Origin of the sequence: Variovorax sp. 38R (genome assembly GCF_014843395.1) — a bacterium.
Lineage (GTDB): Bacteria > Pseudomonadota > Gammaproteobacteria > Burkholderiales > Burkholderiaceae_C > Variovorax > Variovorax paradoxus_H.
In genome coordinates, this window is sequence record NZ_CP062121.1 from 2,534,549 (window position 1) to 2,555,777 (window position 21,229).

Below are 21,229 nucleotides of genomic sequence, written 5' to 3' on the forward strand. Positions count from 1 at the left end.
TCTGGCAGTGAAAGAGGGCGCGTGCGGCGTCGAATCGCCTCCGGATTCCGGTGGGTCTGCGGCTCGGGGCGCGGGGCAGAACTCAGGCCGCAGCAGCCTCGCCCGCCATCACCTGCACCGTGCGGTTGCGAAGCCGCAAGGCCAGCACGGTCGCGACGCACAGCACGCACAGCACCACCGTGAGCGTCACGCCGAGCCCGCGCGCGTCCGACAGCAGGCCGAACAGCGGCGACACCAGCCCGCCGACCGAGAGCGCGAGGCCGAGCGTGATGCCGCTGGCCGTGGCCGGGTTGCGCGGCAGGTAGTCCTGCGCGAGCGTCACCTGCGCGGCGAAGGGCAGGAACATGCTCATGCCGAGCCACGCGGTGCAGGCCAGCGCCGCGGCGGGCGTCGAGGCGAGCACGAGACCCGCCATCGCCGGCAACGCGAGCAAATAGCCGCAGCGGATCGTGCCCATGCGCCCGATGCGGTCGCCGAGCCAGCCGCCGGCCAGCGTGCCGACGGCCCCTGCGGCGGTGAAGGCGGTGAGCGCCGCGGCGCCCTGGAAGGTGGTGCCGTGCAGGTCGCGCGTGATGCGCAGCGACAGCATCGACAGCACCGTGACGTAAGGGATCGACCAGCCCACGATGGTCGCGACCAGCAGGCTGAAGGCGCGCCAGTCGTTGTGCGGTTTCAGCACCTGGGCGCGGGCCTGTGCGGCGCGCGCCGCCGCGGCGGCCGCGTGGCTGGCGACGGCACCGCGCCGCGCGTTCACCGCGACCCACACCACGCCCATCGCCACCGCAGGAATGCCCAGCAGGTAGCTGCGCGACAGGCTGCCGCCGCCCACCACCGTGGCCGCCAGCACGGGCGCGAACGAGGCGCCGATGGTGCCGCCCACCGAGAACACGCTCATCGCTTTCTGCGAAGCGCCGCCGGCCGCGCGCGCGGCCACGGTGGCGGGCGGGTGGTAGGCCGCGATGCCCAGCCCGCACAGCGCGACCGCGATCCAGGTCAGCAGGTAGCTCTGGCTCAGGCCCGCCAGCACCACGCCCAGCGCCGCCACCAGGAAGCCCACGGGCACGAGCCAGGCGCGCGGGTGGCGGTCGGCGTACAGGCCGAACAGCGGCTGCACCACGCTCGACAGCCCGGTGGCCGCCAGCATCAGGCCGCTCACGGCCGTGTAGCTGTAGCCGCGCTCCAGCACCATGAAGGGCAGCAGCGCGGGCACGAGGCCCTGGTAGAGGTCGTTGACGGCATGGGTGCCGGTGAGCAGCCCGAGTCGGCGCGTGTTCATGCGATGGCTTCTTTCTTCGATGTCCGGTTTGAGAAAAAGGGAGGAAAAGCCATCGTAGGAAGACACGGAAAGATGTTCTCGCTACGAATGTGCAAACATCGTCGTGAAATGGACAAACTGAACTTGCGCCCCGAAGAAGGCGAATCGACCCCGCGCGCCGTGGCCGTGCTCGCCACCGATCCGGCGGGCGATGCCTTCATTCCGCCGCATGCGCACCGCCGCGGCCAGCTCATCCATGCGATTTCGGGCGTGATGATGGTCAGCGCCGCGGCCGGCAGCTGGGTGGTGCCGCCGGGGCGCGGCGTCTGGGTGCCGCCGGGCATGACGCACCAGATCCGCATGGCGGGCGAGGTGCAGATGCGCACCGTCTTCGTCGAGCCTGGCACGCGCGCCGACCCGGGCACCGACTGCCGCGTGATCCATGTGGGGGCGCTGCTGCGCGAACTGATCGTGGCGGCCGTGTCGCTGCCACTGGACTACGCGCCGGGTGGGCGCGACGAGCGCGTCATGGAGCTGATCCTCGACGAGATCGAGGCCGCGCCCGCGCTGTCGTTGCATGTGCCGATGCCGCGCCACGCGCGCCTGGCCGCGCTGTGCGAGGCGCTGATCCGCGACCCCGCGCAGCCCGCCACGCTCGACGGCTGGGCCGCGCAGCTGCACATGAACGCGCGCACGCTGGCGCGGCTGTTCGAACGCGAGACCGGCATGACCTTCGGCGCGTGGTGCCGAAAGGCGCGGCTGCTGCTGAGCCTGCCGCGGCTGGCCGCGGGCGCGTCGATCCTGGAGGTGGCGCTGGCGCACGGCTACGAGAGCCCGAGCGCTTTCACCGCGATGTTCCGCCGCACGCTCGGCATGCCGCCGAGCCAGTACCTGCAGCAGGAACCGAAGCGCTGAAACGACACGGCGGGCGGCCCGTGAAGGCCGCCCGCCGTGTGCGGGTGGGCGTGGCGCCGCGCGGCTACCGGCTGTAGACCAGGTCGCGCAGCGACAGCGAGACCCAGGGCACGTAGGTGATGACCATCAGGCAGGCCAGGATCACCAGCACGAACGGGATCAGGTGTCTCACGATCCGGTCGAGCGAGATGCGCGCCACCGTACAGGCCGCGAACAGGTTCACGCCGAAGGGCGGAGTGATCATGCCCAGCGCCAGGTTCACCACCATGATCAGGCCGAAGTGCACCGGGTCGATGCCGAAGTGCACCGCCACCGGCGCAAGGATCGGCGCCAGAACGATGATGGCCGCGCTGGTCTCGATGAACATGCCGATCACGAACAGCGCCGCGTTCACGCCCAGCAGGAACATCGCGGGCGACTTCAGCACTTCCTGCAGCCAGTGGCCGATGGCGTCGGGCACGCCGGCGCGCGTGATCAGGAACGCAAACAGGCCGGCGTTGGCGATGATGAACATGATCACCGCCGACGACAGCACCGACTTGCGCAGGATCGCGAACAGGTCGGTGATCTTGATCTCGCGGTAGATCACCATGCCCACGACGAGCGCGTAGAACACCGCCACCGCCGAGGCTTCGGTCGGCGTGAAGATGCCGCCGTAGATGCCGCCCAGAATGATCACCGGCATCAGCAGCGCCCAGCCGGCCTGCCACAGCGCGCGGCCGAAAGGCATGCGGCCTTCACCGTCGGTCTTGCCCCAGCCCTTCCACTTGCAGTAGACCCACACGAACAGCATGAGCGCCAGGCTGATCAGGATGCCGGGGCCGAAGCCCGCGATGAACAGCTCGCCGATCGAGACTTCGGCGCTCACGCCGTACAAAATCATCGGGATCGACGGCGGAATGATCACGCCCAGCTCGGCGCTCGTGGCCTGCAGCGCCGCCGCGTACGACGTGGGGTAGCCGTGCTTGATGAGCGCGGGGATCAGGATGGCGCCGATCGCGAAGGTGGTGGCCACCGACGAGCCCGACACCGCCGCGAAGATCATGCAGGTCAGCACGCAGGTCATCGGCAGGCCGCCCTGCACACCGCCCACGATGCTCTTGGCGAACTCGACCAGCCGGCGCGAGATGCCGCCGGTTTCCATCAGGTTGCCGGCCAGGATGAAGAACGGAATGGCCGCCAGCGGAAACTTGTTGATCGAATTGAACATCTCCTTCACGGAGATCAGCATGTTGGCGTTGGTGACCTGGATGCCCAGGATCGACGCCAGACCGATGGACACGGCCACCGAAACCGACAGTGCAAAACACAGCACCATCGTTGCAACCATCACGACGCTCATTGCGCGGTCTCCAGTTCGAGCCGCTTGGGATCGAGAAAATTGCCGGCAATGCCGAACAGACAGAACACGGAACCGACGGGCATGGCCAGGTAGGCCCAGACCATCGACAGGCTTTCGAGGCCGGCCATCGACTGCACGCGCCCGCGCATCGCATAGTCCCAGCCCCACCAGAGAATGACCAGCATCAGCGCCAGCGCGGCCAGCGACACCACGGCGTCGAGCACGCGGCGCACGCGCGGCGAACTCCAGCGGTAGAGCACGTCGACGCTGACCATTGCGCCCTGGCGGAAGGCCATCGGAATGCCCAGGAACACCATCCAGATCAGGCTCACGCGGATCAGGATTTCGCTCCATTCGGCGGGTTGTTCCAGCACGAAGCGGGTGACGATCTGGAACACGCCCAGCGCCGAGGCAATCACCAGCATCAGGCAGGCGGCGACCATCGACACGCCGGTGGTCCAGCGCTCGATGGCGAGGAATTTATCTTTCATACACAACAGCTCGCATGGTTCGGTTTCTTCGGTTTCTTCGGGTTCTCAACGAAAAAAGCCCGCCAGACAAAGCTGGGCGGGCATCGACGCTGTCAGGAGGACAGCCGCCGGGTCATCACTTGAAGTTGCGGATCTTGTCGAGGTTGGCCTTGCCGAAGTCCTTTTCGAACTGGGCATTCACCGGTGCCAGCGCCGCCACGAACTTGGCCTTGTCGACGTTGTCGATCACCGTCATGCCCTTGGCACGCAGGTCGGCCACGCCCTTCGAGTCGTCTTCGTCCACGCGCGCACGGTTGGCCTTGGTGCCTTCCTTGGCGGCGTCGATGAAGGCCTGCTTGTCGGCCGCGCTCAGCTTGTCGAAGGTGCCCTTGTTCATCACGAAGATGCAGGGCGAGTAGACGTGGCCGGTCAGCGAGAGGTGCTTTTGCACCTGGTCGAACTTGGCCGAGATGATCACCGGCAGCGGGTTCTCCTGGCCGTCGACCGTGCCTTGCTGCAGCGCCGTGAACACTTCGGGGAAGGCCATCGGCGTGGTCACGATGCCGAAGCCCTTGTAGGCGGCGATGTGCACCGGGTTTTCCATCGTGCGCATCTTCAGGCCCTTGAGGTCTTCGGGGGCCTTCACGTCGCGCTTGCTGTTGGTCATGTGGCGGAAGCCGTTTTCGGCCCACGCCAGCGCCTTGAAGCCCTTGGCGTCGAACTTGGTCAGCATTTCCTGGCCGATGGGGCCGTCGAGCACGGCGCGTGCATGGGCCTTGTCGCGGAACAGGAAGGGCACGTCGAGGATCTTGGTCTCGGGCACGAAGTTGGGGATCGGGCCGGTCGAGGAGAAGGCCAGTTCCTGCGTGCCCAGCTGCACCGCTTCGATCGACTCGCGTTCGCCGCCGAGCGCACCGTTGTAGAAGGTCTGGACCTTGTAGCGGCCGCCCGTGCGCTTTTCGACTTCCTTGGCGAAGGTGTCGATGGCCACGCCCTGGTGCGAGTTCTGCGCGGTGGAAATGCTGATCTTCATGGTCGTCTGCGCAAAAGCGGCGCAGGCCATGCCCATGCCCAGAACCAGGCCGGCGGCCAGTCGGGTCAACTTCATTTGTCTGTCTCCTCGGGTGAAAAAAGGGGGCGCGCAAAACAGCCTGAGACCGGTTTCACGCAAAGAAATGACTATGCACGAATAACCAGTTTCACCGCGTCGGGACTTTCACGGACGTAGGCGCGAATCACGTCGTCGAAGCACGCGTCGGCCGCCAGGCCCAGGGCCCGGGCGCGCGGGGTGTCGAAGCGGCCCGGCCAGGTCTTCACGATGCGGCCGATGGTGGCGTCGGGCGTGCGGTCGAGCAGGTCGGTGGCGGCGCGGCCGGCCACGCGTTCGAGTGCGGCGGCCATCTCGCCCACGGTGGTGGCCAGCGACGGCAGGTTGAGCGCGGTGCGCGGGCCCCAGTCGGCATCGCTGGCCTCGGCGGCGCGCACGATGCCTTCGATGGTCCGAGCCGGCGAGGCGATGGCCACGGGCGTCTCGTCGGGCACGGGGCAGGCCGCGCGCAGGCCGGCGAGCGGCTCGCGGATCATGCCGCTGAAGAAACCCGAGGCCGCGCCGTTCGGTTGGCCGGGGCGCACGCTCACCGTCATGAGGCGCACGCTGCGCCCCTGCACGAAACCCTTGCGCGTGTAGTCGGCCACCAGCTGCTCGCCGATGAATTTCTGGATGCCGTAGCTGGTCTGCGGCGTGGGCAGCGTGTGGTCGTCGATGAGCGCGGGCAGCGGTTGCTCGGGCGAATCGCCGAACACGGCGAGCGAGCTCGAGAACACCAGCACCGGGCGGGTGCCGAGCGCGCGCAGCTTCTCGAGCAGGCCGTGCGTGGCGGCGAAGTTGCTGCGCATGCCGAGGTCGAAGTCGGCCTCGCATTCGCCGCTGACGGCGGCCGCGAGGTGGAACACCGCGTCGGCCTCGCGCCAGAAGGTGGCGCCGTCGTCGGCCAGTTGCGCGTTGAGGTCGCCGGTGGCGGCCGCGATGCGGGCGTTGGCCGCGAGGTCGGGCGGCGGCGGGGCGCGGTCGACCAGCGTGATGCGAGCGATGTCGCGGGCGGGAGCGCCGGCGAGCGACAGCTGGCCCAGGGCCAGCAGGGTGCGCGCCAGGCGCGCGCCGAGGAAGCCGGCGCCGCCGGTGATGACGATGTGCATGAGGTCCTGTCTCCTTGTGTCCTTGTGTCCTTGCCTCGCGAGGATAGCGTCGGCGGGTATCGCACAATTTGCGCATGCCCATGCTGCCCCCCGATCTCCTCGCCACCCTGCGACTGCCTGTTCTGCAGGACGCCGACCTCGACACCCAGGCGTCCTTCTTCAAGCGGCCGGAGGTCCGTGGGCTCTACTTCGAGGTGGTGGAGGGCTCGGCGAAGGACGAGGTGCTGCGGGCCGCCGTCGCGCAGTTCGGCGACCTGCATCCGCACCGGGCCGCGTTGCTGGCGGTGTTCTGCGGCGCGCTGGTCGAGAACGGCGCCGATCCGCAGCTCATGTTCGACGCCGTGCGCCAACTCGCGGGGCGCCTGCTGGCGTCGCTGGCGCCGTACTGCGCGGCGCAGCCGCACGAACCCGACGAGGACGAGGACGAACCGCAGGACGAGGAAGCACTCGCCGCCTGGCAGGCCGCCGAAGCGGCGCTCGCGTCGCTGTCGCCGCAGGCGCGTTTCGAGGTCGATGCACTCCAGCGCGCGGTCGACCTGCTGGTGCTGCCGCTCATGACGATGGTGGTGCGCGATGTGCGCAACCACCAGTCGTTGGTGGCAGACGACGGCCTGCTCGCGCACGTCGAGGCGATGTACGCCAACGACTCGCTGCCCTTCGAGGCCTTGCACTTCCTGCGCGCCGCGGCCCAGCTGTCGTACGAGGACGAGCTGGTGGTGTTGCTGCCGACATCGCGCGCGGGCATGGTCGTTCGCGCCCAGGGCATCAACAACAACTTCCACGCCTTCTCGCTGCTGCAGGACCTGATGGAAACGCACGCCCAGACGCTGGGCATCCGGCAGCCACCGCGCACGCGCCGCGACGGGGACAGCGATGCCGCCGCCTTCCTCTGGCTGCAGGCGACGGCCTTCGCCAAGGGCGAGCTGGTGGACCCGATGGCGTGGTCCTGGGGGGAAGGCACGCTGCGCGAGAACGCGCGCAGGCAGGGGCGGCTGGTGCTCGTCGCGCTGGAGACGGACGACAAGCCCGCGCGCGGCTGGAACGGGTTCACCCACGTGTTGCACGCCGAGCAGAACCCGCAGGTGTCGCTGGTGCACTTCCTCACGCCCGACGAGGTCGCCGCGTACCTCGCCTGAGGTGCCATGAAAAAAGCCCTCCGAAGAGGGCTTTCGTGCATCGACGCCGTGGGGCTTACATGCCCACGTAGTTCGGACCGCCGCCGCCTTCAGGCGTCACCCAGACGATGTTCTGCGTCGGGTCCTTGATGTCGCAGGTCTTGCAGTGCACGCAGTTCTGCGCGTTGATCTGCAGACGCTCCTTGCCGGCGTTGGCTTCGTCGGGCACGAACTCGTACACGCCGGCCGGGCAGTAGCGGCTTTCGGGGCCGGCGAACTTGGCGAGGTTGACGTTGACCGGCACCGACGCGTCTTTCAGCGTCAGGTGAGCGGGCTGCTGCTCTTCATGGTTCGTGTTGCTGATGAACACGCTCGACAGGCGGTCGAAGGTGAGCTTGCCGTCCGGCTTCGGATAGACGATGGGCTTGCACTCGGCGGCCGGCTTCAGGTACTGGTGATCGGGCTTGGTGCGGCGCAGGGTCCATGGGATGTGGCCCTTGAGCAGCCACTGCTCGACGCCGTTCATGAGGGTGGCGATGCCCAGGCCCTTCTTGAACCAGGCCTTGAAGTTGCGCGCCTTGTTCAGCTCGGTGTAGAGCCAGCTCTTCTCGAACGCGGCCGGGTAGGCCGTGAGTTCGTCGTGCTGGCGGCCGGCCATGACCGCGTCGAATGCGGCCTCGGCGCACAGCATGCCGGTCTTGATGGCGGCGTGGCTGCCCTTGATGCGGCTCACGTTCAGGTAGCCGGCCTCGCAGCCGACCAGCGCGCCGCCCGGGAACACCGTCTTGGGCAGCGACTGCAGACCGCCGGCCGTGATGGCGCGCGCGCCGTAGCCGATGCGCTTGGCGGGCTTGATGCCCTTGGCTTCGTCACCCTCGAGGTACCAGCGGATGTTGGGGTGCAGCTTCCAGCGCTGCATTTCCTCGAACGGGCTCAGGTACGGGTTGCTGTAGTCCAGGCCCGTGATGAAGCCCATCGTGACCTTGTTGTCCTCCATGTGATAGAGGAACGCGCCGCCGTAGGTGTTGTTGTCCATCGGCCAGCCGGCCGTGTGCAGCACGAAGCCGGGCTGGTGGCGCTTGGGATCGATTTCCCAGACTTCCTTGACGCCCAGGCCGTAGGTCTGCGGGTCGCGGCCTTCGTCGAGCTTGAACTTCGCGATCAGCTGGCGGCCCAGGTGGCCGCGCGCGCCTTCGGCGAACACCGTGTACTTGCCCAGCAGCTCCATGCCGAGCTGGAAGTTCTCGGTGGGTTCGCCGTCCTTGCCGACGCCCATGTTGCCGGTGGCGACGCCGCGCACCGAGCCATTCTCGTTGTAGAGCACTTCGGCGGCCGGGAAGCCCGGGAAGATTTCCACGCCGAGGTTCTCGGCCTGCTGCGCCAGCCACTTGGTGAAGGCGCCCAGGCTGATGATGTAGTTGCCGTGGTTCTGGAAGCAGGCCGGCAGAAACGCGTTGGGCGTGCGCAGGCCCGACTTTTCGCTCAGGAACACCATGGCGTCGTCGGTCACGGGCTGGTTCAGCGGCGCGCCGAGTTCCTCCCAGTCGGGCAGCAGCTCGTTGAGCGCGCGCGGGTCCATGATGGCGCCCGACAGGATGTGCGCGCCGGGCTCGGAACCCTTCTCGAGCACCACGACGGAGATTTCCTTCTCCTGCTGGGCGGCGAGCTGCTTGAGGCGGATCGCGGTCGAGAGGCCGGCGGGGCCGCCGCCGACCACGACCACGTCGTATTCCATGGCTTCGCGAGGGCCGAACTGGGCGAGGATTTCGTCGTGCGTCATGTGGGTTGGGTCGATAATGATTTTTAGAGGCGCGGGGGCGTCGCGGTTCGCCCGGCATTTTATGCGGCGTCCGGCGGTGGCCTTGTCGCCCGCAGGCGAGGCACCCTGCGTCACCTGCGCGACTCCACAGGATTCTGCCCATGGCTTACAGCATCGATCTCTCCGGCCGCGTGGCCTTCGTCACCGGCGCCTCCAGCGGATTGGGCGCCCAGTTCGCGAAAACACTGGCCCGTGCCGGTGCCGCCGTGGTGCTGGCCAGCCGCCGCGTCGACAAGCTCAAGGAACTGCGCGCACGCATCGAAGGCGAGGGCGGCGACGCCCACGTGGTCGAGCTCGACGTGACCGACTTCGGCAGCATCAAGGCCGCCGTGGCCCGCGCCGAAACCGAAGTGGGCCCCATCGACGTCCTGGTCAACAACTCGGGCGTGAGCACCACGCAGCGCCTGCAGGACGTCACGCCCGACGACTACGACTACATCTTCGACACCAACGTGAAGGGCTCCTTCTTTGTCGCGCAAGAGGTCGGCAAGCGCATGCTGGCGCGCGCCCAGGGCAAGGCGCCGGGCACCTACATCGGCGGACGCATCATCAACATCGCGTCGTCAGCGGCACTGAAGGTCATGCCGCAGATCGGCACCTACTGCATGAGCAAGGCCGCGGTGGTGCAGATGACCAAGGCCATGGCGCTCGAGTGGGGCCGCTTCGGCATCAACGTGAACGCGCTGTGCCCGGGCTACATCACGACCGAGCTCAATGAGGAACACTGGAGCACCGAAGGCGGCGCCAAGCTGGTCAGCATGCTGCCGCGCAAGCGTGTGGGCAAGCCCGAAGACCTCGATGGCCTGATCGTGCTGCTGGCCAGCGGCGAGAGCCATTTCGTGAACGGCGCCGTCATCGCGGCCGACGACGGGTTCGCAGTCTGACCCCCCGAGCCTGGATCGGCATTGCCGCCGGACTGGGCGCGGGCGCGCTCTGGGGCCTGGTGTTCGTGGCGCCGCGCATGGTCGGCCACTTCGGCATGGTCGACATCACGGCGGCGCGTTTTGCGGTGTTCGGTGCGGTGTCGGCGCTGGCAGTGTTCGCGCGGCCCGCGGCGGTGCGCTGGCCCACGGGCCGGCAGGCGCTCGCGGCGCTCGGCCTCAGCGTGCTGGGCTTCAGCGGCTACTACCTGCTGCTGGCCTTCGGCATCGCGGCGGCGGGCACCGAGGTGCCCAGCCTCATCATCGGCACGATTCCCGTCTGGATGATGCTGCTGGGCCGGCCCGCGGGCCTGCACATGCGGGCCTTGCTGCCCGGCCTGCTGCTCACGGGCGCGGGCATCGCGCTGATGATCTGGGGCGCGTGGTCGGCGCAGCACGGCGCGGGCGGTGGTGGCGGCGGCGCGCGCTTCGGCTGGGGCATCGCGCTGGCGCTGTGTTCGATGGTGAGCTGGACAATCTACGGCCTGCTCAATGCCGCCTGGCTGCAACGGCACCGCGAGGTGCATGCGGCCGACTGGGCCAACTGGCTTGGCATTGCGACCGGCCTCGGCGCCTTGCTGCTGTGGGCGGTGGCGGGCAGCGATGTCGCCACGCTGCAATCGCAGCCCGACGGCATGCTCTTCATCTGGATTGCGCTGGCGAGCGGCTTCGGTTCGTCGTGGCTCGCAACCATCCTCTGGAACGTCGCCAGCCAGCGCCTCTCGGCCAGCCTGTGCGGCCAACTGATCGTGAGCGAGACGCTGTTCGCCTTGTTCTATTCTTTCCTCTGGGACGGCCGCTGGCCGCAGGCCACCGAGTGGGTGGCGGCGGTGCTGTTCGTCCTGGGCATCCTCGCATCCATCAAGGCCCACCGATGAGAATCGAAATCCCCGAAAAGAAGAAGCTCGTGTATGAAATGTCGATCCCCATCCGCTGGGGCGACATGGACGCCATGGGCCACCTGAACAACGGCACCTACTTTCGCTACCTCGAGACCGCGCGCATCGACTGGATCCGCTCGCTCGGCGTCGAGCCCACGCCGGGCGGCGAAGGCATGGTCATCGTCAATGCCTTCTGCAATTTCTACCGGCAGATCGAGTACCCGGGCAACGTGCGGATCAAGATGTACGTGAGCGACCCGGGGCGCACCACCTTCGAAAGCTGGGCCACCATGGTCCGCGAAGACGCGCCCGACGTGCTCTGCGCGGCCGGCGGCGCCACCACCATCTGGGTCGACTTTCCGAAGCAGAAGGCGCTGGCGCTGCCCGACTGGCTGCGCGAGATCGTGAGCGACTGACGCTGACACGTCGGTGCAAAAGGCTCAGGCCGGCCGCAGCACGATGCGCGCCTCGAAGCCGCGCGCCATACCGGGCGGCGGCGAGGCCAGCTCCAGCGTCGCGTTGTGCTTCTCGACGATGGTGCCCACGATCGACATGCCCAGGCCGTAGCCGGCGCGGTCCGAGCCGTGGCGCACATGCCGCTGGTGCAGTGATTGCAGCTGGTCGGCGCTGACACCCGGGCCGGCATCGCGCACCACGAGCACGCAGGGCGCCGCGACCTCGATCGTCACGCGGCCGTCGCCGCTGTAGCGCAGGGCGTTCTCAACGAGGTTGCGCAGCGCGATCGCCAGCGCGTCGACGTCGCCGAAGGCCACGGGCGCCGCGCTGTCGGGCACCTTGAGCTTCAGGCGCTCGTTGATCTGCGGGTCTTGCCAGAACTCCTGCGCCACCGTGCCCGCCAGCTGCACCAGGTCGACCCGCGCCCGCGTGAGCGAGGCGCCCGATTCGGCACGCGACAGCTGCAGCAGCTTTTCGGCGCGGTGGCTGAGCATCTGCAGCGCCTGCAGCGCGCCTTCGACGTCGGTGCGCTTCAGGTCGTGGTCGAGCGCGGTCTGCAGCCGCAGGCGCGCGGCGGCCAGCGGCGTGCGCAGCTCGTGCGCGGCGTTGGCGGCCAATGCGCGCTCCACGTCGAGCGACTGCGACAGCCGCTCCAGCAGCCGGTTGACATGGTCGCCCACCGCGCGCAGTTCCTGCGGCAGGCCGGGCAGGGTGATCGGACGCAGGTCGGCGCCGCTGCGCTTTTCGATCTCGCCGGCCAGCTGCTGCAGCACGCGCAGCTCGGTGCGCGCCACCCGGCGCAGCACCAGCGCCAGCAGCGGCAGCACCGCGCCGAGCGGGATGATCAGGCCGAACAGCGTGCGGTTCAGCGCGCGGCGGCGCTCGTCGAGCGGGTCGGCCACCTGGAAGTACAGGCCCAGCGTCGGGTGCCGCACGGTGTAGATGCGCCAGGTCTGGTTGTTGGCGAAACCTGCGGCCAGTGGCACGTCGAAGGCGTCGTTGGGCGCCTCGGCCGAGCGCAGCAGCACATGCTCGTGCACGTCGACCACCTGGTACATCACGGCGTCTTCGGAGAACAGCTGCTTGGGCGCGATCAGCGGTGCGTCCTGCGTGCCGTTCTCGTGATGCCGCTTCAGCTTCTCGAGCTCCTGCACCGCCATGTCGAACATGCGGTGCGACACCTCCACCAGCTCGTTGTCGAAGTTGTGGTTGATCTCGCGGTCCACGTACCAGACCACGGCGAACACGCACAGCAGCCACACGCCGCCGACCCACAGGATCAGCGTGCGCGTGAGGCGCCCGGCCAGCGAATCGCGACGATCGCGAAGCAAGGCGCCGCTCATTCCTCGTCGTCCGCCGAGAACGACAGCCGGTAGCCCAGGCCGCGCAGCGTCTGGATGTGGCTGCGCCCGAGCTTGCGCCGCAGCCGGCTGATGAACACCTCGAGCGTGTTGCTGTCGGCCTCGTCGCCGAAGCCGTAGAGCGCATCGGCGAGGTTGTCGCGCGTATGGATGCGCTCGGGCCGCGTGGCCATCACGCGCAGCAGCGCCCATTCCTTCTGCGTGAGCACGACGGGCACGCCGTCCTTGCGCACGCGGTCGTGGGCCAGGTCGATCTCCAGCGTGCCCAACTGGAGCATCGGCGAGGTGTTGGCGCTGCGCCGGCGTTCCACGGCGCGCAGCCGCGCGAGCAGCTCGGCCGGGTCGTAGGGCTTGATGAGGTAGTCGTCGGCGCCCGCATCGAGGCCGCGGATGCGGTCGGTGACCTGGTCGCGGGCCGTGAGCACGATGACGATGGGCGGCTCGCGCAGCGCGCGCACCTGCGGCAGCAAAGAGAGGCCGTCGCCATCGCCCAGGTGCAGGTCGAGCAGCACCGCCGCGTACTGCACCGAGAGCAGCGCGCCGCGCGCTTCGGCCAGGCTGGGGGCCACATCGACCACGAACGCCTTGGCGACGAGGTAGCTGCAGACCGCGTCTGCCAACGAACTGTCATCTTCGACCAGCAAGATTCGCACGCGGTGGCCTTACAAAAACACGAAGTCTAGCGTCGCCTCCCTGGCCATCGCGTCAGGAATCGTTCAGGTTGCTTCAGACGGGGTTCATCCCGCGTGCGTAGGCTCGCGCTCCTCTGTTCCAAGGCCTGTTTTCTTCATGACTCGTCGTTCCCCGAACCTCCGTCCCGGAGTCCTGACCTTGCTTGCTCTGGCCCTGTTGATGACCTGGGATGCGCTTGGCGGCGACCTGCCGCTGGCCCGCCTGGCCGGCACGCCGATGGGCTTTCCGTGGCGCGACAACCCCTTCCTGGTCCATGTGATGCACGAGGGCGCCAAGAACCTGAGCTGGCTGCTGCTGATCGGCCTGTTCGCCGCCATCCGATGGCCCGTGGGCGTGCTGCGGCGGCTGCCCACCGCCGCGCGGGTGCAGCTCGCGCTGAGCGTGCTGGCCTCGGTGCTGGCCGTGAGCCTGCTCAAGCACGCGAGCGACACCAGCTGCCCCTGGGATGTGAAGGAATTCGGCGGCGTGGCGCAGTACGTGTCGCACTGGGCCTGGGGCGTGCGCGACGGCGGACCGGGCGGCTGCTTCCCGGCCGGCCATGCCTCGGCCGCCTTCGCCTTCCTCGGCGGGTACTTCGTGCTGCGGCACGTGGCGCCGCGTGGGGCCGTCGTGTGGCTGTGCGTGGCGGGAGTCGCCGGCCTCGTGCTCGGTGCGGCGCAGCAGCTGCGCGGCGCGCACTACATGAGCCACACGCTGTGGACCGCGTGGGTCTGCTGGACGGTCGGCTTTGTCATCGAACTGGCGGTGACGCACCGCCGGAAACGTCTTCCCATCGAACGCACCACACGCCTGCATGCAAGCCCTTGATTTCGCCCTGTTCAACTGGATCAACGCCTCGGCCCATGCGCCGGCGTGGAGCATCCGCTTCGCGGTGTTCGCGTCCGATGTGCTGCCGACGCTGCTGGCACTGTCGATCGCCGCCGCCGCGGCTTTCGATCGCCGCTGGCGCCATGCCTTCTTCACCGCGCTCGTCAGCGTGGTCGTGGTGTGGCTGGTGGTGAACGTGTTCCGTTCTGTGCTGCCGTTCCCACGGCCCGCGTTCTACGGGCTGGGCATCCAGTGGGTGCCGCAGGGCGCGCGGCCGGGCTTCCCGAGCCTGCACGCGGCCGGCACCTTCGCCGCCGCCTTCTCGCTGTGGTGCCTGCCGTGGCGCACGCCCATGCGGCTGGCGCTCGTGGCGGCGGTGGTGGTGGCCTGGAGCCGGCTGTACCTGGGCCTGCATTTCCCGACCGACGTGACGGCCGCCGCGATCCTGGCGGCGCTGGTCTCGATCGTGGTGGAGCGCGGCATCAGCCGCCCCGCTGGCCGCGTGGTGTCGCGCAGCCCGCGCCTGCGGTTGCTGCGCCGCGCGCGCATCGGCCGAGTCTGAATGCGCTCTGAATGAGGTGTTCAGGCTCTCTTCAGGCACGCTGCCTACATTGGCTGCATGTCTGTTTCGCGTCTCGACTCTGCGCTGCTCGCGCGTGCGCCCCACCGCTCTGATTCCGGCCCCGTGCCGCTGTCGGATGCGGGCGCCGCCGGCACCCTGTGGCAACGCATCGACGGCTGGATCTCGCAGCCGCGCTCGACCCGGCAGGTGATCGTCTGGCTGAGCCTGTACCTCGGCCTCACCGCCAACTGGCCGCTGCTGAACGACCTGGCCCGCCTGGGCGGGGCGCCCAGCACCTACATGCCGACCATCGCCGCGCTGGGCATGCTCACCTTCTGCGGCACCGTCGCGATGCTGTCGCTCACCGCCTGGTCGCGCTGGATGAAGCCGCTGTGGCTGGCCGTGGTCGTGATCGCCGCGGTGGCGCAGCACTACATGCTCCAGTACCGCGTGGTGATGGACCCGAGCATGATCGCGAACGCGTTCCAGACCGACCCCAACGAAGCGCGCGACCTCCTGAGCGGGCGCATGGCCTTCAATGTGCTCGTGGTGGTGCTGCCCGCGGCCTGGGCCCTCTGGCGCGTGCGCATCGTGCCGATGGGGCTGCTGTCGCATGTCTGGCGCAATGCGCTGCTGCTGGTGCTGGCCGCCGTCGTGGCCGTGGGCACCGGCGTGGCGATGAACCGGCAGCTCGCGCCGCTGATGCGCAACAACGTGCACCTGCGCTACATGATGAACCCGATCGCCAGCCTGTACTCGGCGGGCGCCGTGGTGCTCAAGCCGATGTTCAAGCGCAGCAGCAAGCTGATTCCCATCACCGCCGGTACCACGCTCGGCGCGAGCTACGCGGCGCAGAAGCGACCACCGCTGTTCGTCGTGGTGGTGGGCGAGACCGCGCGCGCCGATCACTTCGGCCTGAACGGCTACGCCCGCGACACCACGCCCGAGCTCGCCAAGCGCAACGTGCTGAGCTACCGCGAGGTGCGCTCGTGCGGCACCAACACGCTGGCATCGGTGCCCTGCATGTTCTCGCCGCTGGGCAAGAGCGGCTACGAGTCGCGCAAGGACGAGTACGAGAACCTCATGGACGTGCTGCAGGCCTCAGGCCTGGCGGTGTTCTGGCTCGACAACCAGGCCGGCTGCAAGGGCGTGTGCGCGCGCATTCCGAATGCCTCGGCCTTCGACGGCCTCGACGCCACCACCAAGAAGGCGCTGTGCGACGGCGAAGAGTGCCTCGACGACGTGATGCTCAAGGGCCTGGACGAACGCATCGCCGCGCTGCCCGCCGAGCGCCGCGCCAAGGGCGTCGTGCTCGTGATGCACCAGATGGGCAGCCACGGCCCGGCCTACTACAAGCGCTCGGCCACCGATGTGAAGCGCTTCGCGCCCGAGTGCAAGACCAACGCGCTGGCCGAGTGCGCGCATGCCGAGCTGATGAACGTCTACGACAACTCGATCGCCCAGACCGACCGTTTTCTCGGCCACACCATCGACTGGCTTCAGACGCAGTCGAAGCAGTACGACCCGGCGCTGCTCTACATGAGCGACCACGGCGAGTCACTGGGCGAGTACGGGCTGTTCCTGCACGGCGTGCCGTACAGCTTTGCGCCCGATGCGCAGAAGCACGTGCCCCTGGTCACGTGGTTCGGCGACGGCATGAGCGAGCGCCGAAAGCTCTCGCGCTCGTGCATGGAAACGGGCCTGGACGCACCGCTCACGCACGACAACCTGTATCACACGGTGCTGGGGCTCATGGACGTGACCACGCCCACCTACAAACCCGCGCTCGACGCGCTGGCCTCGTGCCGCGGCAAGGCCTGAGAAGGTGTGAACGAACCCGCCATGCCCGCTCATCCCGCCCAGACACGCCCCCTCGGCGTTGCAAATGCTCGCCATAGCCCGAGCTATGGCTGCGCTTTGCGCCTTGAGGGGGCGCGCCTGGGCGGGCTGCTCGGCCACGCCGGATTCATTCACACCTTCTGAGCCCGTCGCCGCAGCTTCAGCTTCTTACTTCTTCTCGCGCGGCAGTCGGCCCATCAGGAAGAACTCCGGGTTCGGCTGCATGCCGCTGAAACTGGCCAGCCGGTTGCTGAGGCCGAAGAAGGCCGTGATGGCTGCGATGTCCCAGATGTCCTCGTCGTCGAAGCCGTGCGCGTGCAGCGGCCCGAAGTCGCGGTCGTCGATCTCGTGCGAGCGCTCGCAGACCTTCATCGCAAAGTCGAGCATCGCGCGCTGGCGCTGCGTGATGTCGGCCTTGCGGTAGTTCACGGCCACCTGGTCGGCCACCAGCGGTTTCTTCTCGTAGATGCGCAGCAGCGCGCCGTGCGCCACCACGCAGTACAGGCATTGGTTGGCCGCGCTGGTGACCGTGACGATCATCTCGCGGTCGCCCTTGGTGAGTGAGCCTTCTTCCTTCAGCATCAGCGCGTCGTGGTACGCGAAGAAGGCGCGCCATTCGGCGGGGCGGCGTGCGAGGCCGAGGAACACGTTGGGCACGAAGCCGGCCTTTTCCTGCACGGCGAGGATCGCGGTGCGGATGTCGTCGGGCAGGTCTTTCAGTTCGGCGAGGGGGTAGCGGGGGGCGGTCATGTCTTTGTCTCCTGGGTGGAATGACAAGATCATAGGCAAGCGGTCGACAGCGTGAGCGCATTGCCTGCGTCGCGGTTGGGGCCGGGCAGTTGTGTTGGCGCTCTTGGCCGCGATGCAGACCGAAGAGCCGAGTCAATAAACTGAGTCTTAAGCGGCTTAAGAGTCAGTTTATTGACTATTTCGGCAGACCAGCTGACGGCTGGTCTCGGGCGTCCAATAGCGAGAGATCGCTCTCGTCCTTCAACTCGACACCCGTCAATCCCCGCCTTCGGGACTCGCGCATCAGCCATGCCAACTTGAATGCGGCGGTCTCATACGACAGCCCCTCGGGCCGCACGTTCGAGATGCAGTTGCGTTCGGCGTCGTGCCGGCCCCGCCGTGGCGCGTGGGTCAGGTAGATGCCGAGGCTGTCGGGGGAGCTCAGGCCCGGGCGTTCGCCGATCAGCATGACCGAGAGCCCTGCTCCGACCGCTTCGCCCAGTTCGTCGGCCAGTGCCACGCGCGCCTGCGTGGCGATGAACACGGGCGACAGGCGCGTGCCGGGCGGCAGCTGCGGGCGCAGCGCGGCGAGCAGCGGCACGGTGTGGCGTGCGACAGCGAGCGAGGAGAGGCCGTCGCCGATCACGAGGCAGACGTCGCAGCCGCCCGCGGGCCGATCGTCGCGCAGGCGCGCGGCGTCTTCGGCGTCGAGTTGGCGGCCGAGGTCAGGGCGGCGCAGGTAGGTGGTACGGTCGGGCGCGCGGCTGTGTACGCGGTTCACGTCCCACTGGTCGGCGCGAAGTGCGGCATCGAGCGCGTCGACATCGAGTGCCGCATGGATCGCATCGCGCGCCATCGCATGGGCCCAGCCGAAGCGCAGCGTTTCGTCGGTGGGCATGCCGGCACCGGCGCGGCCCAATGCGAGCCGCGCGGGCGTGGCGGCGCGCCATTGCGCCCAGGGGTTGGGGGTGACGGGCGAATCGCTCATGGTGCCAGCGCGGACAGCCCGCCCATGTCGCTCAGCAGTCGATTGGCCGAGGGCGGTGCGAGCCGCCCGGTGGTGTCGGTGATTTGCATGCGCTGCAGCCAGGCCTCGAACTCGGGTGCGCGTTTGAGGCCGAGCGTCTCGCGCAGGAAGAGCGCGTCGTGGAACGAGGTGCTCTGGTAGTTGAGCATCACGTCGTCGGCGCCCGGGATGCCCATGATGAAGTTGATGCCCGCGGTGCCCAGCAGCACGAGCAGCGTGTCCATGTCGTCCTGGTCGGCTTCGGCGTGGTTGGTGTAGCAGATGTCGCAGCCGATCGGCAGGCCCATCACCTTGCCGCTGAAATGGTCCTCGAGCCCGGCGCGGATGATCTGCTTGCCGTCGTACAGGTACTCGGGGCCGATGAAGCCGACGACCGTGTTGATGAGCAAGGGCTGGTAGCGCCGCGCGAGCGCATAGGCGCGCACCTCGCAGGTCTGCTGGTCGACACCGAAGTTGGCGTTGGCCGAGAGCGCGCTGCCCTGGCCGGTCTCGAAGTACATGAGGTTGTTGCCGATGGTGCCGCGCGCGAGCGATTGCGCGGCGGCGTGGGCTTCGTCGAGCAACGCTGGTGTCACGCCGAACGACAGGTTGGCCTGCTCGGTGCCGGCGATCGACTGGAACACCAGGTCCACCGGCGCGCCGGCTTCGGCGAGCTTCAGCGTGTTGGTCACATGCGTGAGCACGCAGCTCTGCGTGGGAATCTCGAAGCGCTGGATCACCTCGTCGAGCATGTGCAGCAGGCGCCCGAGCACCGGCAGGCTGTCGGACACGGGGTTGATGCCGATCACTGCGTCGCCCGCACCGTAGAGCAGGCCGTCGAGCGTGGAGGCGGCCACGCCGCGCAGGTCGTCGGTCGGGTGGTTGGGTTGCAGGCGCACGGCCAGGTGCCCGGGCAGGCCGATGGTGTCGCGAAAGCGCGTGACCACATGGCACTTCTTCGCGACCGCGACCAGGTCCTGGTTGCGCATGAGCTTGGACACGGCCGCGACCATCTCGGGCGTGAGGCCCGGGGCCAGCGCGGCGAGTGCCTCTGTGGTGGCATGTTCGGACAACAGCCAGTTGCGGAAGTCGCCGACCGTGAGGTGCGCGACCGGCGCGAAGGCCTGTGCGTCGTGCGTGTCGATGATGAGCCGCGTGATGTTGTCCTGCTCGTAGGGAATCAGCGCCTCGGTGAGGAACTGCTTGAGCGGTGTGTCGGCCAGCACATGGCGCGCGGCCATGCGCTGCTGCGCGGTGGCCGCGCCGAGGCCCGCGAGGTAGTCACCCGAGCGCGCGGGGCTGGCGCAGGCGAGCACCTGTCGCAGATCGTCGAAGGCAAACACCTGGCCGGCAATGGTGGTGCGGTAGCGCATCGTGTCGTGGGATTTTTTTCAGGGCGTGGACGACAGCATCTCGTCCGGCGCGGCGGCGTCGCGCTGCGCCGAGGTGAGCAGGAAGTAGCCATAGGCCGCCGCCATCAGCAGGAGGAAGAGCACCGTCAGCATGGTGTTGAACCAGACCATCGCGCCCAGGCACACCAGGCCGAGGCCGAGCGCGACGGCCGGAAACACGGGGTAGAAGGGCGCGCGGTAGGTGCGCAGCAGGTTCGGTTCGCTGCGCCGCAGCTTGAACAGCGCGGCCATCGAGATCAGGTACATCACGATCGCGCCGAGCACGGCCATGGTGACGATGTTGGCCGTGAGCGTCTGGCCGCCGAACTGCACCCACGTGTCGCTGAAGATGGCGACGATGCCCACCACGCCGCCGGCCAGCAGCGCGCGGTGCGGGGTGTCGAAACGCGGGCTCAGGCCGGCGAAGTAGCGCGGCAGGTAGCCGGCGCGCGCGAGCGCGAAGATCTGGCGCGAGTAGCCCATCAGGATGCCGTGGAACGACGCGATCAGCCCGAACAGCCCGATCCACACCAGCATGTGCAGCCAGCCGCTGTCGCCGCCCACCACCGCTTTCATGGCCTGTGGCAGTGGGTCGTTGATGTTCGCGAGCTGGCGCCAGTCGCCCACGCCGCCCGCGAAGATCATCACGCCGAAGGCCAGCAGCACCAGCGTGACGATGCCAGTGGTGTAGGCCAGCGGAATCGTGCGGTGCGGGTCGCGCGCCTCTTCGGCTGCCATGGCCGCACCCTCGATGGCCAGGAAGAACCAGATCGCGAACGGAATCGACGCGAAGATGCCCGACACCGCCGCGCCGTTCAGTACGTTGCCGCCGGCCCATCCGTTGGCGACGAAGTTCGCCATCGACCAGCCCGGTGCGACCACGCCCATGAACACCAGCAACTCGAAGATCGCGAGCACCGTGACGAACAGCTCGAACGCCGCCGCAATGCCGATGCCGATCCAGTTGAGCCCGATGAAGATCACGTACGCGCCCACCGCGAACCACTTCGGGTTGATGCCCGGAAACTGCACGTTGAGGTAGGCGCCGATGGCCAGCGCGATGGCCGGCGGCGCGAAGACGAATTCGATCAGCGTCGCGAAGCCCGCCACGAAACCGCCCCGCGGCCCGAAGGCGCGTCGCGCATAGGCGAAGGGGCCGCCCGCGTGCGGAATGGCGGTCGAGAGTTCGGTGAAGCTGAAGATGAAGGTCGTGTACATCGTCGCCACCAGCACCGTGGCAACCAGAAAGCCGAGCGTGCCGGCCGTGTTCCAGCCGTAGCTCCAACCAAAGTACTCACCCGAGATGACGAGGCCGACGGCAATGCCCCACAACTGGACGGGACCGAGGACTTTCTTGAGATGGCCGGTGCCGGCGACGGGGGCCGGCGAAGCGTCGTTGGAGCGCATGGGGCTTCCTCTCTGGGTGGATGGTGACAGTGCGTCTGTCCCAAAGCAAGGGCCGTTCCATCGGA

Annotated in this window: 20 protein-coding genes; 8 read left to right on the forward strand and 12 right to left on the reverse strand. The window is 68.2% G+C overall.

Annotated elements, in window-relative coordinates; translation table 11 throughout:
- Positions 1–82 precede the first annotated feature (82 nt).
- Positions 83–1,276, reverse strand: a complete 1,194-nt coding sequence (locus IG196_RS11485; protein WP_192196251.1) for an MFS transporter — start codon at positions 1,274–1,276, stop codon at positions 83–85.
- Between the two features lie 108 nt (positions 1,277–1,384).
- Between IG196_RS11485 and IG196_RS11490 the strand changes: the two genes are divergently transcribed.
- Positions 1,385–2,170 carry an AraC family transcriptional regulator gene (locus IG196_RS11490; RefSeq protein ID WP_192196252.1) on the forward strand — a complete coding sequence of 262 codons (786 nt, stop codon included), beginning with the start codon at positions 1,385–1,387 and terminating at the stop codon, positions 2,168–2,170.
- Positions 2,171–2,234: 64 nt separating this feature from the next.
- On the opposite strand, the gene IG196_RS11495 is transcribed toward IG196_RS11490, so the two are convergent.
- The 4 genes from IG196_RS11495 to denD form a co-directional block, all read right to left on the reverse strand.
- A complete protein-coding gene (locus IG196_RS11495; RefSeq protein ID WP_101493699.1) occupies positions 2,235–3,512 on the reverse strand; it encodes a TRAP transporter large permease in 1,278 nt (425 codons plus the stop codon).
- Positions 3,509–4,003 (reverse strand): TRAP transporter small permease, encoded by a 495-nt coding sequence (locus IG196_RS11500; protein WP_101493698.1) that lies wholly within the window; start codon positions 4,001–4,003, stop codon positions 3,509–3,511. The genes IG196_RS11495 and IG196_RS11500 overlap by 4 nt, the downstream gene beginning before the upstream one ends.
- A gap of 115 nt (positions 4,004–4,118) precedes the next feature.
- Positions 4,119–5,090: a TRAP transporter substrate-binding protein gene (locus tag IG196_RS11505; protein ID WP_192196253.1), complete on the reverse strand. Its 972-nt coding sequence runs from the start codon at positions 5,088–5,090 to the stop codon at positions 4,119–4,121.
- 71 nt (positions 5,091–5,161) lie between these two features.
- On the reverse strand, positions 5,162–6,178 hold the full coding sequence (gene denD / locus IG196_RS11510) for a D-erythronate dehydrogenase (protein WP_192196254.1): 1,017 nt from the start codon (positions 6,176–6,178) through the stop codon (positions 5,162–5,164).
- A gap of 74 nt (positions 6,179–6,252) precedes the next feature.
- Here denD and IG196_RS11515 point away from each other — a divergent pair, with 74 nt between their 5' ends.
- Positions 6,253–7,314 carry a hypothetical protein gene (locus IG196_RS11515; protein ID WP_192196255.1) on the forward strand — a complete coding sequence of 354 codons (1,062 nt, stop codon included), beginning with the start codon at positions 6,253–6,255 and terminating at the stop codon, positions 7,312–7,314.
- Positions 7,315–7,369: 55 nt separating this feature from the next.
- Here the strand turns inward: IG196_RS11515 and IG196_RS11520 are convergent, their stop codons facing one another.
- Positions 7,370–9,073: an electron transfer flavoprotein-ubiquinone oxidoreductase gene (locus IG196_RS11520; RefSeq protein ID WP_192196256.1), complete on the reverse strand. Its 1,704-nt coding sequence runs from the start codon at positions 9,071–9,073 to the stop codon at positions 7,370–7,372.
- A gap of 140 nt (positions 9,074–9,213) precedes the next feature.
- On the opposite strand from IG196_RS11520, the gene IG196_RS11525 reads away from it, so the two are divergent.
- The 3 genes from IG196_RS11525 to IG196_RS11535 are packed head-to-tail and all read left to right on the forward strand — an operon-like array spanning position 9,214 to position 11,329.
- Positions 9,214–9,996, forward strand: a complete 783-nt coding sequence (locus IG196_RS11525; protein ID WP_192196257.1) for an SDR family oxidoreductase — start codon at positions 9,214–9,216, stop codon at positions 9,994–9,996.
- A 20-nt stretch (positions 9,997–10,016) separates the two neighbouring features.
- Complete coding sequence (locus IG196_RS11530) at positions 10,017–10,910, forward strand: DMT family transporter (protein ID WP_412556389.1); 894 nt, start codon at positions 10,017–10,019, stop codon at positions 10,908–10,910.
- Complete coding sequence (locus IG196_RS11535; RefSeq protein ID WP_070059373.1) at positions 10,907–11,329, forward strand: acyl-CoA thioesterase; 423 nt, start codon at positions 10,907–10,909, stop codon at positions 11,327–11,329. Before IG196_RS11530 ends, IG196_RS11535 begins: the two co-directional genes overlap by 4 nt.
- A gap of 24 nt (positions 11,330–11,353) precedes the next feature.
- Here IG196_RS11535 and IG196_RS11540 read toward each other — a convergent pair whose 3' ends face one another.
- Complete coding sequence (locus IG196_RS11540; RefSeq protein WP_192196259.1) at positions 11,354–12,712, reverse strand: sensor histidine kinase; 1,359 nt, start codon at positions 12,710–12,712, stop codon at positions 11,354–11,356.
- Positions 12,709–13,383 carry a response regulator transcription factor gene (locus IG196_RS11545; protein WP_192196260.1) on the reverse strand — a complete coding sequence of 225 codons (675 nt, stop codon included), beginning with the start codon at positions 13,381–13,383 and terminating at the stop codon, positions 12,709–12,711. The genes IG196_RS11540 and IG196_RS11545 overlap by 4 nt, the downstream gene beginning before the upstream one ends.
- 136 nt (positions 13,384–13,519) lie before the next feature.
- On the opposite strand from IG196_RS11545, the gene IG196_RS11550 reads away from it, so the two are divergent.
- The 3 genes from IG196_RS11550 to IG196_RS11560 are packed head-to-tail and all read left to right on the forward strand — an operon-like array spanning position 13,520 to position 16,613.
- Positions 13,520–14,230, forward strand: coding sequence for a phosphatase PAP2 family protein (locus IG196_RS11550; RefSeq protein WP_192196261.1), 711 nt, complete (start codon positions 13,520–13,522; stop codon positions 14,228–14,230).
- Positions 14,217–14,792, forward strand: a complete 576-nt coding sequence (locus IG196_RS11555) for a phosphatase PAP2 family protein (protein ID WP_192196262.1) — start codon at positions 14,217–14,219, stop codon at positions 14,790–14,792. Before IG196_RS11550 ends, IG196_RS11555 begins: the two co-directional genes overlap by 14 nt.
- A gap of 57 nt (positions 14,793–14,849) precedes the next feature.
- Positions 14,850–16,613 carry a phosphoethanolamine transferase gene (locus IG196_RS11560; RefSeq protein WP_192196263.1) on the forward strand — a complete coding sequence of 588 codons (1,764 nt, stop codon included), beginning with the start codon at positions 14,850–14,852 and terminating at the stop codon, positions 16,611–16,613.
- Positions 16,614–16,799: 186 nt separating this feature from the next.
- On the opposite strand, the gene IG196_RS11565 is transcribed toward IG196_RS11560, so the two are convergent.
- The 4 genes from IG196_RS11565 to eat all read right to left on the reverse strand — a co-directional run bounded on the left by IG196_RS11565 (position 16,800) and on the right by eat (position 21,164).
- Complete coding sequence (locus tag IG196_RS11565; RefSeq protein WP_101493686.1) at positions 16,800–17,381, reverse strand: peroxidase-related enzyme; 582 nt, start codon at positions 17,379–17,381, stop codon at positions 16,800–16,802.
- Between the two features lie 175 nt (positions 17,382–17,556).
- Positions 17,557–18,348: an ethanolamine ammonia-lyase subunit EutC gene (gene eutC, locus IG196_RS11570; protein ID WP_192196264.1), complete on the reverse strand. Its 792-nt coding sequence runs from the start codon at positions 18,346–18,348 to the stop codon at positions 17,557–17,559.
- Positions 18,345–19,739, reverse strand: coding sequence for an ethanolamine ammonia-lyase subunit EutB (locus IG196_RS11575; RefSeq protein ID WP_192196265.1), 1,395 nt, complete (start codon positions 19,737–19,739; stop codon positions 18,345–18,347). The genes eutC and IG196_RS11575 overlap by 4 nt, the downstream gene beginning before the upstream one ends.
- An 18-nt stretch (positions 19,740–19,757) precedes the next feature.
- The gene (eat, locus tag IG196_RS11580; protein WP_192196266.1) at positions 19,758–21,164 is read right to left on the reverse strand and encodes an ethanolamine permease; all 1,407 of its coding nucleotides are present in this window, start codon (positions 21,162–21,164) and stop codon (positions 19,758–19,760) included.
- Positions 21,165–21,229: the final 65 nt, after the last annotated feature.